General features: G+C 75.7%; 11 protein-coding genes. 6 read left to right on the top strand and 5 right to left on the bottom strand.

Annotated features, from left to right (window positions below; all coding sequences use genetic code 11):
- The first annotated feature begins 57 nt into the window (after positions 1–57).
- The gene (locus IE316_RS17715; protein ID WP_190205325.1) at positions 58–1266 is read left to right on the top strand and encodes a PucR family transcriptional regulator; all 1209 of its coding nucleotides are present in this window, start codon (positions 58–60) and stop codon (positions 1264–1266) included.
- An 8-nt stretch (positions 1267–1274) separates the two neighbouring features.
- On the opposite strand, the gene IE316_RS17710 is transcribed toward IE316_RS17715, so the two are convergent.
- Both IE316_RS17710 and IE316_RS17705 read right to left on the bottom strand, forming a co-directional pair.
- Positions 1275–2759 (bottom strand): sensor histidine kinase, encoded by a 1485-nt coding sequence (locus tag IE316_RS17710; protein WP_190205324.1) that lies wholly within the window; start codon positions 2757–2759, stop codon positions 1275–1277.
- Complete coding sequence (locus tag IE316_RS17705; RefSeq protein ID WP_190205323.1) at positions 2746–3426, bottom strand: response regulator transcription factor; 681 nt, start codon at positions 3424–3426, stop codon at positions 2746–2748. Before IE316_RS17705 ends, IE316_RS17710 begins: the two co-directional genes overlap by 14 nt.
- Positions 3427–3554: 128 nt before the next feature.
- Between IE316_RS17705 and IE316_RS17700 the strand changes: the two genes are divergently transcribed.
- From IE316_RS17700 to IE316_RS17680, 5 genes are all read left to right on the top strand, one after another.
- Complete coding sequence (locus IE316_RS17700; RefSeq protein ID WP_190205322.1) at positions 3555–5114, top strand: glycosyltransferase family 39 protein; 1560 nt, start codon at positions 3555–3557, stop codon at positions 5112–5114.
- 94 nt (positions 5115–5208) lie between these two features.
- On the top strand, positions 5209–6177 hold the full coding sequence (locus tag IE316_RS17695) for an alpha/beta hydrolase (protein WP_190205321.1): 969 nt from the start codon (positions 5209–5211) through the stop codon (positions 6175–6177).
- Between the two features lie 110 nt (positions 6178–6287).
- Positions 6288–7013: an alpha/beta fold hydrolase gene (locus tag IE316_RS17690; protein ID WP_190205320.1), complete on the top strand. Its 726-nt coding sequence runs from the start codon at positions 6288–6290 to the stop codon at positions 7011–7013.
- Positions 7014–7054: 41 nt separating this feature from the next.
- Positions 7055–7909 carry an alpha/beta fold hydrolase gene (locus tag IE316_RS17685; protein WP_190205319.1) on the top strand — a complete coding sequence of 285 codons (855 nt, stop codon included), beginning with the start codon at positions 7055–7057 and terminating at the stop codon, positions 7907–7909.
- A gap of 141 nt (positions 7910–8050) precedes the next feature.
- On the top strand, positions 8051–10828 hold the full coding sequence (locus IE316_RS17680) for a helix-turn-helix transcriptional regulator (RefSeq protein WP_229910435.1): 2778 nt from the start codon (positions 8051–8053) through the stop codon (positions 10826–10828).
- Between the two features lie 49 nt (positions 10829–10877).
- Here IE316_RS17680 and IE316_RS17675 read toward each other — a convergent pair whose 3' ends face one another.
- From IE316_RS17675 to IE316_RS17665, 3 genes are all read right to left on the bottom strand, one after another.
- Positions 10878–12125 carry a sugar ABC transporter substrate-binding protein gene (locus tag IE316_RS17675; protein ID WP_190205318.1) on the bottom strand — a complete coding sequence of 416 codons (1248 nt, stop codon included), beginning with the start codon at positions 12123–12125 and terminating at the stop codon, positions 10878–10880.
- A 79-nt stretch (positions 12126–12204) separates the two neighbouring features.
- Positions 12205–12966 carry an alpha/beta hydrolase gene (locus IE316_RS17670; protein ID WP_229910434.1) on the bottom strand — a complete coding sequence of 254 codons (762 nt, stop codon included), beginning with the start codon at positions 12964–12966 and terminating at the stop codon, positions 12205–12207.
- Complete coding sequence (locus IE316_RS17665; RefSeq protein ID WP_190205317.1) at positions 12963–14042, bottom strand: helix-turn-helix domain-containing protein; 1080 nt, start codon at positions 14040–14042, stop codon at positions 12963–12965. Before IE316_RS17665 ends, IE316_RS17670 begins: the two co-directional genes overlap by 4 nt.
- Positions 14043–14125: the final 83 nt, after the last annotated feature.

Below are 14125 nucleotides of genomic sequence, written 5' to 3'. Positions count from 1 at the left end.
AGACCCGGGACACACGACCGGTGCACCGTGGGCACCGGAGAGCAAGGGACGGCACTCATGGCTTCAAGCACGCGACCGCCGGACGTCGGTGAACCGCTCGAACCCCTTCCCAAGGAGTTCGCCGCCTTCATGAGACCCGAGTTACCCGGGCTCCTGCAGGAGATCGGCGCCGAGGTCACCAGGGCCTACCCGGTGTACGGGCGGTTGCTCAACGGCCCCTACGCCGCCGCCATCCGGCAGGGCGTCGAGCAGGCCCTGTACGCCTTCGTGGACCGCGTCGCCGACCCCGGCAAGAACGCGGTGCTCCGCGACGAACTGCTGCGCAAGTTCGGCCGCGTGGAAGCCTACGAGGGCCGCGAACTGGACACCCTGCAGGGCGCGTACCGGCTCGGCGCCCGCATCGCCCTGCGCCGCGCGAAGGCGCTGGGCCAGCAGTACCAGCTCTCCCCCGCCCTGATCCTCGCCTTCGCCGACGCGCTGTTCGCCTACGTCGACGAACTGGAGCGGATCTCCCGCGAGGGCTACGTCGAAGTGCAGTCGCGGGCCTTCTCCGAGGTGCCGGCGCGGCGCCGGCGGCTGCTCCACCTCATCCTGGCCGCTCCCCCGCTGCCCCAGACCCTCACCGGGCTCTGCGAGGCCGCCGCCTGGCACCTGCCCGCCGAGGTCACCCTGGTCGCCCTGCGCTCCCCGGTCCCCGAACACCTGGAGGCGGGGCTGGCCGACGACGTGCTGTTCGACCTGGACGTCCCGCAGCCGCACCTGCTGGTGCCCGGCGGCCTCACCCCGGAGCGCCTGGCCATGCTGGACGCCGCGCTGGGCGACTGCCACGCCGTGCTGGGGCTGACCGTGCCCCTGGCGCAGGCGGCCGACTCCCTGCGCTGGGCGCGCCGCGTGCTGAACCTGATCGACGAGGGAGTGGTGGCCGACGCCCCCGTGGTGCGCTGCGCGGACCACCTGGTGACGCTGTGGCTGCTGTCGGACCCGGCGCTGGTGTCGCACATCGCGGCCGGGGAGCTGGCCCCGATCGACGACCTCCCGGCCAGCCGCCGCGACCGGCTCGTGGAGACCCTGCGGGTGCACGTCTCCACGCGGGCCCCGGCGGAACAGGTCGGCGAACTGCTGGGGGTGCACGCGCAGACCGTCCGGTACCGCCTGCGCAACCTGGACGCCCTGCTGGGCGACCGCCTCGCCGACCCCGACCACCGCTTCGCCCTGGAAGCCTCGCTGCGCGCCCTGCACCTGCTCTCCCGCGGCGCCGGCGAGTAAAGGGGCTTTCACGTCCCGCCGGTGTCGTCCGGGGCGGGGGCCCGCGGAAGGCGCAGCTCGAAGCAGGCCCCCAGGGTGCGGGGGGTGAGGGTGAGGGTGCCGCCGTGGCGGTGGGCCAGGTCGCGGGCGATGGCCAGGCCCAGGCCGGTGCCGCCGTGGTCGCGGGAGCGGGCGTCGTCGAGCCGGACGAAGCGTTCGAAGACGCGCTCGGCGTCCTCGGGGGGCACGCCCGGCCCGTCGTCGTGCACGGTGAGGACGGTCCGGTCGTCCTCGTCGCGGACGGTGAGCTGGACGCGGTGGGCGGCGTGCCGGACGGCGTTGTCGACGAGGTTGCGCAGCAGCCGTTCCAGCTCGTCCGGGTTCCCCCGGACGTACGCGGGGGCGGCGCCGTCGCAGGTGAGGGTCAACGGCCGGTCGGCAGGCGGGTACTGCTCGGTCAGCCGGGCGGCCAGGGCGGCGAGGTCGACGGCTGCGGCGCCCGCCCCGGGGGCGCGGGTGTCGAGGCGGGCGAGGAGCAGCAGGTCCTCGGCGAGGGCCTGGAGGCGGCGGGTCTGCCGGGCGGCGGTGGTGGCCGTGGCGGGCCAGTCGGTGCGGTCCGGGTAGGCGAGGGCGACCTCCAGGCTGGCCAGCAGGGTGGCGAGCGGGCTGCGCAGTTCGTGGGCGGCGTCCGCGACGAAGCGGCGCTGCTGCGCGGCGGCCTGCTCCAGACGGTGCAGGGTGGTGTTGATGGTGGTGGCCAGGGCGGTGATCTCGTGTCCCGTGGCGGGGACGGTGACGCGTTCGCGGGGGTCGCTCGGGGTGACCGAGGCGGTGAGGACCCGGATGGCCTCGACCGGCCGCAGCGCGATCCGTACGGCGAAGTAGGCGACGGCGGCGGTCAGGACGAGGCCGGCCAGCCCGGCGGGCAGCAGCAGCCGGTCGATGGTCCTGGTGAGCGCCTCGGCCGTGTCCGGGAGCACCACCACGTAGACGCGCAGGGTGGCGCCGGCGGGGACGCCGAGCGCGGCGGCCTCCTCGCCGGTCAGGTCGTCGGCGCCGAGGTCGGTGAACATGACCAGGTAGGTGCCGCCCGCCCGGCCGAACCGGTCGCCGGGTTGCTCGTCGCGGCGCTCCGGCAGCCGCAGGGGCCGGGTGGTCGTCAGCCCGGGGTCCCCGGCCCCCGACGGGGCGGGCAGCACGTGCCGGGTGCCGGGGTCGTAGGACTCCATGCCCCCGCCGTAGGCGACGGCGGAGCGCCGGCCGGCGGCGACCACCTCGTACGGCACGGCGTTGCGGCGCACCGGGACCACCCCCTCGGCGACCTGGTCGACGAGGGTCCGGAGCTGTGTCTCGGCCTGCTTGCGGGCGATGTTCGCGGCCTCGCGGGAGACATCGTGGTGGATCCACCAGCCGACGGCGACCAGGGCGACGGCGGTGGCGAGGGCGGCGGCCAGCGCCGCCCGGGCCCGTACCGAACGCGGCCACCGGCGGCGCCGCGGCTCAGTCGCGTTCACGGTCGTCCACCAGCCGGTAGCCGATGCCCCGTACGGTCTGCAGGGACCGCCGCCGGAACGCGGCGTCCACCTTCTTGCGCAGGGCGCTGACGCGCGCCTCCACCAGGTTGGGGTCCTCGGCCTCGTCGGGCCACGCGTGGTAGAGCAGGTCCGCTTTGGAGACCGCCTGGCCCGCCCGGCGGGCCAGCAGCTCCAGCACGGCGAACTCCCTGGGGGTGAGGTCCACCCGGGTGCCGGCCCGGCGGCAGACCCGGGCGGCGACGTCCAGCGAGAGGTCGCCCACCGCGAGGACCGGCGGGGCGACCGCGGCGGCCCGCCGGACCAGGGCCCGCAGCCGGGCGACGAGCACCAGGTAGGAGAAGGGTTTGACCAGGTAGTCGTCGGCGCCCGTGTCCAGGGCCTCGGCCTGGTCCCAGTCGCCGTCCTTGGCGGTGAGGATCAGGATGGGAGTGGCGATCCCCTCCCGGCGCAACTGGGCGCAGACCTTGTAGCCGTTGAGCCCGGGCAGCATCAAGTCCAGGACGATCAGGGCGTATTCGCCGGTCCGGGCCATCCACAGCCCCTGCCGGCCGTCGTGCGAGAGGTCGACGCTGTACCCCTCGGCGGTCAGGCCGGTGTGCAGGGTGCGGGCCAGGTCCACCTCGTCTTCGACCACCAGAATGCGCATGCGGTGCAGCCTCGCACAGCGCCGGGCCGCCTTCCTGATCGGCCGGTCAGGTCGGGTCAGCGGCCGGTCAACGAGGTCCGGGCAGGCTGCGGGGGCATTCCGGCCCACCGTGGAAAGGCCCGTCGCCGATGTCCCTCGACACCCGTGTCCCCGCCGTGCCCGGCACGGTCCTCCCCGCCGTACCGGCCCGGCGGCCGGCGCGCCCCGCCACGGCCGTCGTCGTCGCCGCGCCCGTGTCGCTCTCCGTCGCCCTGGGGCTCTGGGGCATCCGCCGGCAGAACACCCTGTGGGGGGACGAGGTCGTCACCCGGCAGTTCGCGCACCGCGATCTGTCCCAGATATGGCAGACCGTCCAGCACATCGACCTGGTCCACGCCCTGTACTACGTCGTGATGCACGGGGTGTTCGGTCTCTTCGGCGGCGGGCTGCTGCCGTTGCGGCTGCCGTCCGTGCTGGCCATGTCGGTGGCGGCGGGCGGGGTCGGGCTGCTGGCGCTGCGCCTGGCCGGACCCCGGGCCGGGCTGCTGGCCGGGCTGGTGTTCGCGGTGCTGCCGCAGGTGCAGAAGTACGCGCAGGAGGGCCGCTCGTACGCCATGGTCTGCGCGCTGGTCACCTGGGCCACGTACGCGCTCGTGGCGGGCGTCGCGCGGCGCGGCCGGTGGCGGTGGGCGGTCTACGGCTCGCTGATGCTGACCGCCTGTCTCCTGCACGAGTTCGCGGTGCTGGCCCTGGTCGCGCACGGGGTCACCCTGGCCGTCTCCCGGGTGACCCGGCCGGTGCTGCGGGCGTGGAGCGCCGCTGCCGCGGGCGTGCTGGCCGGGCTGTCGCCGCTGGTGGTGCTCAGTGCGCGGCAGGCGGAGCAGGTGTCCTGGATCGGCGGGCCGGTGCGGATGCGCTACTTCCTGGTGGTGGCGGCCCTGGGCCTGGCGTGCGCCCTGGTGCCGCTGGGGACCCGGGGGCCGGTACGGCTCACCGCGCTGGCCGTGCCGATCCTGGTGCTCCCGGGCCTTGTGCTGCTGCTCGCCACACCGGTCAAGCCCCTGTTCGTCGACCGGTACGTGCTCTACGCCAACATCGGGGCCGCCCTGCTGCTGGGCGCCTGGACGGACCGGTTCCTGCGGCGGCGGTCCACCCGCACGGCGTGCGTCGCGGCGGTCGCCGTGCTGGCCGCGCTGGTCCCGCCGAGCCTCGCGCTGCGCACGCCCGGCAGCCGCAGCAACGACGCCACCGCCATCGGCGCCGCCGTCCGCGCGGCCGGCCGCCCCGGCGACGGGCTGCTCCACCTCCCCGGCCAGTACCGGTTCCTGGCCTCGGCCGACCCCGAGGACACCCGGTTCCTGACCGACCTGGCCCTGGCCCGGGACGCCGTCTCGTCCGACACCCTCGCCGGCGTCGAACTCCCCGCCCGGCGGATCGCGGCACGGATGCTGGCCTTCGACCGGATCGTGGTGGTCCAGGCGACGGGTGCGCACTCCCTGGCCGGCCCCCGGGAGCGGGCGAAGACGGGCACCCTGCGGCGCCACTTCCGCGCGGCCGGAACGGTCCGGGTCAGCGGGGCGCGCGTCACCGTCTACGTCCGCCACCGCGGACCGGCTCCCCGCCCCGCGGCCTGCCCGGAAGCACACCGGTCGCCCGGGTGCGCGGTGAGGACAGAGCGCGTGCGCGGGGACGCAAGACCGCCGGCGTGACCGCCGTAGCGTGGCCGGTGCCCCCTGGACCCACGCGTCCGGTGGGACGCACCGCCGGCCGGTCCGGCCCGTTCACGACCTCTCAGGAGTTCCCATGTCTCACGCCTTCGAGCCGGTCACGCCGGTCCTGGAACCGGCCGCCGCCGCGTTCGCCGAGGCCACCGACACCCCGCCCTACCTGGCCGACCTGGGCCCGGTCGAGGGACGCAAGACGGTGGACCAGGTGCAGTCCGGGGAGGTCGCCAAGCCCGCGGTGGACGAGGAGTGGGTCACCGTCGAGGGCGGCCCCACCGGTTCCGTACGGGCCCGGATCGTCCGGCCCGCGGGCGCCGAGGGCACCCTGCCGGTGGTCCTCTACATCCACGGGGCCGGCTGGGTCTTCGGCAACGCCCACACCCACGACCGCCTGGTCCGCGAACTCGCCGTCGGCGCCGGGGCGGCCGTGGTCTTCCCCGAGTACGACCTCTCGCCCGAGGTCCGCTACCCGGTGGCGATCGAGCAGAACTACGCCGTCGCCCGGTGGATCGTGCGGGAGGGTGCCGCCAAGGGCCTGGACGCCTCGCGCCTGGCGGTGGCCGGCGACTCGGTCGGCGGCAACATGAGCGCGGCGCTGACCCTGATGGCCAAGGAACGCGGCGATGTCCCCCTGGTGCAGCAGGTGCTGTTCTACCCGGTCACCGACGCCAGCTTCGACACCGGCTCCTACCACCAGTTCGCGGAAGGGTACTTCCTGCGCCGCGACGGCATGCAGTGGTTCTGGGACCAGTACACGACCGACGAGGCCCAGCGCGCCGAGATCACCGCCTCCCCGCTGCGCGCCACCACCGAGCAGCTCACCGGGCTGCCCCCGGCGCTGGTCATCACCGCCGAGGCCGACGTGCTGCGCGACGAGGGCGAGGCGTACGCCGCGAAGCTGCGCGGGGCCGGGGTCGCCGTCACCGCCCTGCGGGTCGGGGGCGTCATCCACGACTTCGTGATGCTCAACGCCCTGCGCGAGACGTACGGCGCCGAGCTGGCGATCACCACGGCGACCCGCACCCTGCGCGACGCGCTGCACGCCTGACCTCGCGGGCCCGCACGGCGGAAGGCGGTCGGCCGACCGGTCGGCCGGCCGCCTTCCGCGCGTCGTGGCCGAGCACCTTCCTCCGTCTTCGAAGAGAAACGAGTCCGATCATGTCCCGTTCCGAGCAGCCCACCGTCGTCCTGGTGCACGGGGCGTTCGCCGACGCCTCCAGCTACGCCGCCGTCATCCCCGGGCTGCTGAAGCGCGGCCTGAAGGTGGTCGCACCGGCCGTCCCCAATCGCAGCCTCCTCGGCGACGCGGCCTACATCGCCTCCGTCGTACGGCAGATCGACGGCCCGGTCGTCCTGGTGGGCCACTCCTACGGCGGCGCCGTGATCACGGTGGCCGGTGTGGAGGACAACGTCCGCGCCCTGGTGTACCTGTCGGGTTACGCCCTGGAGGTCGGCGAGAGCCTGGGCGAGCTGCAGGGCCGGTTCCCCGACTCCGACCTGGCGGCGGCCCTGGTCTACACCCCGTTCCCGGTCGAGGGCTCGGACACCCCGGGCACCGATGTGTCGGTCGAGCCGGACAAGTTCCCCGCGATCTTCGCCGCGGATGTCGACCCGGACCTCGCCAGGGTGCTCGCGGTCTCCCAGCGGCCCCTCGCCGCGCAGGCGTTCGCCGAGGCCGCCCCGGCCGCCGCGTGGAAGACCAAGCCGTCCTTCGGCGTCGTGTCGTCCGCGGACCGCACGATCAACCCGGACGTGGAGCGCTTCGGCTACCGGCGGGCCGGCATGACCACCATCGAGGTCGACTCCTCCCACCTGGTGATGCTCGCCCACCCGGGACGCGTCGTCGCCTTCATCGGGGAAGCCGTCGAGGCCGCCTCCGCGTGACACCGCCCCGCCTTTCGCCGCGCCTCAAGAGAGAGCCAACGATGAACACACCCGTCTCCCGTCGCACCGTGACCGCGTCCGTGCTCGCCGGTGCCGCCGCCCTGGGCACCTCCGGCGTCGCGCACGCGGCACCGGCCGAGCGCCCGGCGGACGCCCCCGCGTCCCGGGGCGAGCACTCCCCGCCCACCGTCGTCCTGGTTCACGGCGCCTTCACCGACGCGTCGAGCTGGTCCGCCGTCATCACGAGACTGCACCAGCGGGGACACCGCGTGGTGGCCCCGCCCGTCCCGCTGCGCGGGCTGGCGAGCGACGCCGCCTACCTCCGCAGCGTCCTGGACGGCATCGACGGGCCCGTCCTGCTGGTCGGCCACTCCTACGGCGGTTCCGTCATCAGCCGGGCCGCGGTCGGCGCCGCCCGGGTCAAGGGGCTGGTCTACATCGCGGCCTTCGTCCCGGAGCCCGGCGAGAGCGCCGCGGAGCTGAGCGCCAAGTACCCGGGCAGTTCCCTGGCCGACACCACCGTCGTACAGAAGTACCCGCTCCCCGGCGGCGGCACGGGCGACGAACTGCTCATCCGGCAGGACCTGTTCCACCGGCAGTTCGCGGCCGGGGTGCCCGGCACCACCGCGCGGACGCTCGCGGCGGGGCAGCGCCCCGTCACGGTGGCGGCGCTGAACGAGAAGGCCACCGCGGCCGCCTGGAAGACGCTGCCCACCTGGTACCTCATCGCCACCGAGGACCGCAACATCCCGCCGCGGGCGCAGCGCTGGATGGCCTCGCGCGCCCGGGCCCGCACCGTCTCCGTGCAGGCCCCGCACGCCGTCTCGGTGAGCGACCCCCGCCCGGTGAGCGACCTGATCCACGACGCGGCGCTCGCGGTGCGCGCCGGTCACTGAGCGGCTCCGGCGCCACCCGTCCGTGTCCACCGCCCCGCAGGTGTTCCGCCTCCCCACCGGCCGATGCTCCGGCGCCGTACTTCGTACGACATGCGTGCGATAGTTGACCTCCGGCGCGCCTCGCGTGCCGGGTCGGCATGGATGGACCCCGGTTCCGGCCGGGTGCTGGTGGACGGAAGGAACGCTTGTGGCGGCGGATCGAGCGCTGTCCAGAAGCGGTCTGCGCGGCCGGGAGGCCGAGCTGGAGAGGCTTCGGGCGCTGGTCGGCTCGGTGGCGCGGCCCTGGCGCTGATCGGGGGCGAGGCGGGCATCGGCAAGACGGCCCTGCTCGGTGACCTCGCCGAGCGGGCCGGGGAAGCCGGTTTCTCCGTCGGTCTGGGCAAGGCCGACGAACTGCACCACCTGGTGCCGCTCTCCTCGCTGACGGCCTGTCTCACGTACGGCGAGCGGCCGCTGCTGTCCGAGGACGCGCTCGCTCCTCTGTCCCGCGGGCACGACCAGCGGATCTGGCTGGTGCAGCACCTGGCGGAGCGGATCGAGGCGCGGGCCGCCCTGGCCCCGGTCCTCATCGGCCTGGACGACGTGCAGTGGGCCGATCCGCTGAGCCGGTTCGTCCTGAAGCACCTCCCGGCGAGACTGCGTACCTCCCCGGTGCTGTGGCTGCTGGCCGGCCGGCAGGGCCCGGCCCAGGCGGCGGACGAGATCCTCACCGTGGCGGCCCCGGCCCCGCCGACGGTGACCGTGCGGCTGGGCCCGCTGTCGGACACCGCCATCGGGGAGCTGGCCGGTGACGTCCTGGGCGGGAGGGCCGACGCCCGGGTGCGGGAACTGCTCGAAGGCGCCGGGGGGAATCCGTTCCTCGCCGTCGAGATGCTCTCGGGGCTGCGGGCCGGGGACCCCGGGCGGCGCGCGGTACCCCCGGGGCTGGTGGTCGGCGTGCGCGGCCGACTCGCCCCGCTCTCCCCCGGAACACTGGGCTTCCTCCAGGTGGGCGCCGTGCTGGGGCGCAGGTTCCGGTTCCAGGACGCCGCCGCGCTGAGCGACCGGTCCCCGGCCGCCCTGGTCGAGGTGCTGGGCGAGGCGGTGCGTGCCGGGCTGCTCGCCGACGAGGGGGACTTCCTGGTCTTCCGGCACGACCTGCTCCGGCAGGCGGTCTACGCCGACATGCCGCCCTCGGCCCGCCGGGCCCTGCACCGCGAGGCCGCCCGGCACCTGGTCGCCACCGGCCACCGGCCCATCGACGCCGTCGCCCACCTGCTCACCGGCGCGCTCCCCGGCGACGAGGAGGCGGGCCTGCTGCTGGCGCGGGCCGCCGACGACGTGCTGCCCGTGACGCCCGCCCTCGCGGCCGACCTGCTCGTCCGGGCGCTGGAGCTGACGCCCCCGCAGCGGCCCGCCGCGTTCGACGTGGGTGAGCGGGCGATCCTCGCCCTGGCCCGGGCGGGCCGTGACCGGGAGGCCCTGGAGACCGGGGAACGGCTGCTGGCGCGGCAGCCGCCGCTGGACGTGTTCGGCCGCCTCCAGGCGGCCATCGGCACCACCCTGTGGAACCTGGACCGGGCCGAGGAGCTGCGCCGGCGGATCGAGGCCGCGCTCGCCGTCGGCGGCGCCGCCCCGGAGACCAGGGCACGGCTGACGGCCCTGCGGGCGCTGGCCCTGTCCCGCGGCGACGACCTGGCCGCGGCGCGGGCGGCGGGCGGGACCGCGCTGCGGGAGGCCACCGCGACCGGCGACCGGCAGGCCCATGTGCAGGCCCTCTTCGGGCTCGGTGAGACCGCGCTCAACGCGGGCGACACCACCGAGGCGCTGAAACGTTTCGCTGCTCTCGGTGCGGTGGACCCCGCCTACCTCCCCGAGGAGATCGTGGCCCACCAGCACCTGGACGACTTCGCGTCCGCCGAGCGGCTTCTGCTGCGGGCCACCGCCCAGGACGGCGCGTACCGCCAGGCCATGCTGATGTGGGCCCAGGGGCAGCAGCACCTGGGGCTCGGGCGGCTCGACGACGCGGAGGCCGACCTGGTCACCATGGAGCGCCTGGAGGACGAGGTGGAGGTCCCCGTCCAGCAGGTGAACGGCCGGGTGGTCCGTTCGCGGATCGGCCTGCTGCGCGGCGACCCGCCGGCGGCGCGGCGCGATCTGGCGGCGGCGCGGGAACGGCTGGCGGTGAAGCCCAACCCCGGGAACACGGCGGTCGTGGACTACCTGGAAGCGCTGCACGCGGACGCCTCGGGAGAGCGCGCACGGGCCGCCGAGCGACTGCGGCGGGTCCAGCGGCACGACGGGTTCATGCGCTGGCGTCTGCTGCGCTCCTGGGTGGACGAGGCGGTCCGCATCGCCCTGCACAGCGGCGACCGGGACCTGGCGGCGGAGCTCGCCGGGCAGGCCGAGGCGTACGCCGCCCGCAATCCGGGGGTGCCCACGGCCACCGGTCTGGCCGCGCAGGCCCGCGGGCTGGTCGCCGGCGACGTGGCGGCGCTGCGGCGTGCCGTGGCCCTCCTCCAGGACGGTCCCCGGCCGCTGAACCTGGCCTCGGCCCGCACCGACCTGGGTGCCGCGCTGCTGGCGGCCGGGGCGCGGGCGGAGGCGGTGGACGCCCTGACCCGGGCGCGGGCCGCATTCGCCGAGGCGGGCGCGCACGGCGCGGCGGCGCGGGTCCAGAACCTGCTGCGGCGCGCGGGCGGGCAGGCCCGCCGGGCGCCCGGCGGGCCGCGTCCGGCGCACGGCTGGGAGGCGCTCACGGCCTCGGAGCGCAAGGTCGCGCGGCTGATCGCCGAGGGTCACACCAACCGGTCGGCGGCCGATCTGCTCGTGGTGTCGCCGCACACCGTCAACACCCATCTGTCGTCCGTCTTCCGCAAGCTGTCGGTCAACTCCCGGGTGCAGCTCGCCCACGTGGTCCTCGCCTCCGGCGACGACTGACCCGCCGGCACGCGGGGGCGTGCGGTCCCGGCGGCGACCGCAGGGAGTCCTACGGTTCGCCCCCTCGGGCCGCGATGCGCCGGCCCTCCGCCAGGGCCTGCTCGGGGGTCTCCCGGCCGGTCAGGGCGAGCTGGATCGCGGTGTAGATACCGGTGGCGGTGCGCGGCCAGCGTGCGCCGGTGCGCTCGGTGCGCGGCCGGGCCGTCCGGACGCTGTCGACGAAGGCGGCCAGCTCCGGCGACCGTCGCGCATAGGTCCGGGCGACCTCGGTCCGGGCCGGGACGGTGTGGTACTGCTCGGCGACGGTGAGCGAGTGCCGGGGACCGGTCAGGCAGCCGAGCACCTGGGCGGCCTTCTCCTGCCGGGCCTCGGACGCGGTCCTCGGGACGGTCCACAGCTCTCCGCCGAGCGGGGTGACCAGGGTCTGCCCCGGTGCGCGCACCGGCACGGGGGCCACGCCCCAGCGCAGGCCGCGCACCCGTTCCAGCGCGGAGATCCGCCACGGACCGTTGATCATCATGGCGGTCCGGCCGGACGCGAACCGGTCGTGCAGGTCGGCCTGGTTCCAGGTGAGCACCGACCGCGACATGGAGCCGTCGCGCAGCAGGTCGGTCCAGAGCCGCAGCGCCTGGGCGGCCTCGGGGCTGGTCAGCTCCGTCTCCGTACCGCCGTTGGACCACAGGAACGGCAGGAACTGCCAACTGCTCTCGAAGGTGGCGTCGGCGTCGACCGCCATGCCGTAGCGGCCGGGACGGGTCAGCTCGGCCGCCGCCTTCCTCAGCTCGTCCCAGGTGCGCGGCACCGTGACCCCGGCCTCGTCGAGCATGTCCTTGTTGTAGAAGAGGGCGACGGTGTTGACGGCGGGTGTCACGCCGTACACCTCTCCCTGGTAGGTGCCCGCGGACAGGATGCCCTCGGCGTACCCGTCGAGGTCCACGCCGTACTGCCGCAGCGGGGTCAGGGCGCCGGTCGCGGCGATCCGCTGGACGTCGGGGTTGTCCAGCATCAGCAGGTCGGGAAGGGTGCGGGAGGACGCCTGCCGCAGGACGGTGGTGACCAGCGAGGGCCCCGGGACGCTGCGGTGCTCGATCCGTACCCCGGCCTGCTCGCCGCACTCCTGGAGCAGCGCGCCCCACTGGGCGTGTTCGGTGGCGTCGGTGTAGTAGTCCAGCACGGTCAGGGTGGGGGAGCCGGAGTCCTCGGTGTCCGCGCACCCGGACGCGGTCACGGCGAGGGCGAGGGCGGCGAGGAGCGCGGCCGTCCGCCGCCGCGCCGAGGACCTGGCTGCTGCGCCCATGGTGGTGCCTTCCGGGGGTTGTGCGAGAGGTCAGCATCCTAAACCGCAGGTGGGGGGCGGTGCGGGGGCGGGCGGGTGCTCATCGGTGCGGCCGGTGGGTGTCCTCGTCCCCGGTGGCCCGGGCGGTGGCCTCGCGGATCATGGCCGCCACGGCGGCGGGCCGGGACAGCGGCACCGCGTGGGAGGCGTCCAGCACGTGTTCGGTGGCCGCCATGCGCTGCGCCATGAAGCGCTGGGCGGTGGGGTTGAGCAGCCGGTCGGCACCGGCGATGGCGTACCAGGCGGGCAGGCCCGCCCAGGCCGGCTCCCCCGGGGTGTCGGTGAGCGCGCCCAAGGTGATCGGGCGCTGCCGGGCGAGCAGTGCCGCGCGGACGGCGTCCGGCAGGTCGGCGGCGTACGCCGGGCCGAACCGCTCGGCGCGCAGGAGCAGTTCGCGCTCCCGGCCGGCGGGGTCCCGCCCGAGGGCGGCCGGGTCGGCGGTGAGGGACGAGCCCAGCAGCGGCATCGCCGGGAACCGGCCGGTGACGTCGAGCACGCACTCCCCGGCGTCCAGTCCGAACCCGGCCACGTAGCACAGGGCCACGACCTCGTCGGTGCCGGTCGCGGCCTGGGTGACCACCGCGCCGCCGTAGCCGTGCCCGACCAGCACCACGGGGGCGCCCGCCCGGCGCACGGCGTCCTGCAGGCGGGCGGCGTCCTGCGCCAGCCCGCGCAAGTGGAGGTCCGGCGCGTGCACGGCCAGGCCGCCGGCGGTGAGCAGGCCGGTGACCGCCGTCCAGACCGAGGCGTCGGCGAACGCCCCGTGCGCGAGCACCACGGCCGGCCGGGCCGGCCGCCTCACGCGACCGTACCGAGCGGGCCGCCCAGCCGGCCGCGGACACCGGACGGCGGGGCGAGGCGCGGGCGCACCGGCCACACCTCCGCCGGCGGTCCGGCGACCGGCTCCGGACGGGCGGCACCGCCGCCTTCCAGAGCCGAGCGCCGCCACTCCGCCGGGGACATGCCGTACATGGCGCGGAAGGCGCGGCTGAAGTGGGCGGGGCTGGTGAAGCCCCACTGGCGGGCCACGGCGGAGACGGTCCGGCCCGCCGCCTGCCGGCGGGCCAGCTCGCGGCGGCACTCCTGGAGCCGGCGGCGCCGCACCCAGCGGCTCACGGTGGTGTCCTCGTGCTCGAACAGCCGGTGCAGATAGCGGACGGAGATCCGGTGCGCCCGCGCGATGGACTCCGGGGTCAGGTCCGGGTCGCCGAGGTGGCGGTCGATGTGCTCCCGGATCCGGGCCAGCAGGTCCCGCGCGGTGTCCGGTACGTCCGCCGCCCCGTCGTGCAGCCGCTCCTGGGCCAGTACGGAGATCAGGTCGACGACATGCCGTACCAGCGCCTCGCCCGTGCCGCGGGCCAGGGCCGGGGCGGTGTCCACCATCTGGGTCAGCAGCGGCCGCAGCAGTGCCCCGGAGGGGGTGCCGGGCAGTGCCGGGGCGGTCGTCAGCCGGCGCAGGTCGCCCTCGGCCAGGCCGAGGAGCCGGCGGGGCACCACGAGGCACTTGACGTGGTAGCCGCGCAGGAAGTCGATGCGCGTGGGCCGGGCCAGGTCGCAGAAGCCGGTCGCCCCCGGGACCAGATGGGTGCTCCCCTCCCCCTGGTCGACGACCAGGAGTCCCTCGACCGGTGTCACGACGACCAGCGGCCGGTCCCCGTGGGGGGCGTCCGGACGGGCGGCGGGCCAGCGCAGGCGCATCCGTCCGCCGCGCACGGTGGCGGCCCGTACCCGGCCGAGCCGGGAGGTGCTCAGGGTTCCCTCGCCCTCGCCGCGCGGGACGGACACCTCCGCGGCGGCGAAGGTGTCCGACACGGCGTCGTGCCAGCAGGCCGTCCCGCGGTGTTCGGGGACGGCTTCGGTGGTGGGGAAGGCTCCCATCGGCGGTTCTCCTCGTTCCCGGGGTCGCGACGCGCGGCGCCGTGTGTCGGTGCCGCTCGGCCGGTGTGCCTGCGGACACCGTG

Source organism: Streptomyces fumanus (genome assembly GCF_014655295.1).
Lineage (GTDB): Bacteria > Actinomycetota > Actinomycetes > Streptomycetales > Streptomycetaceae > Streptomyces > Streptomyces fumanus.
Note: the sequence above shows the minus strand (reverse complement) of the source record. Positions and strands in the feature narration are given on the sequence as shown.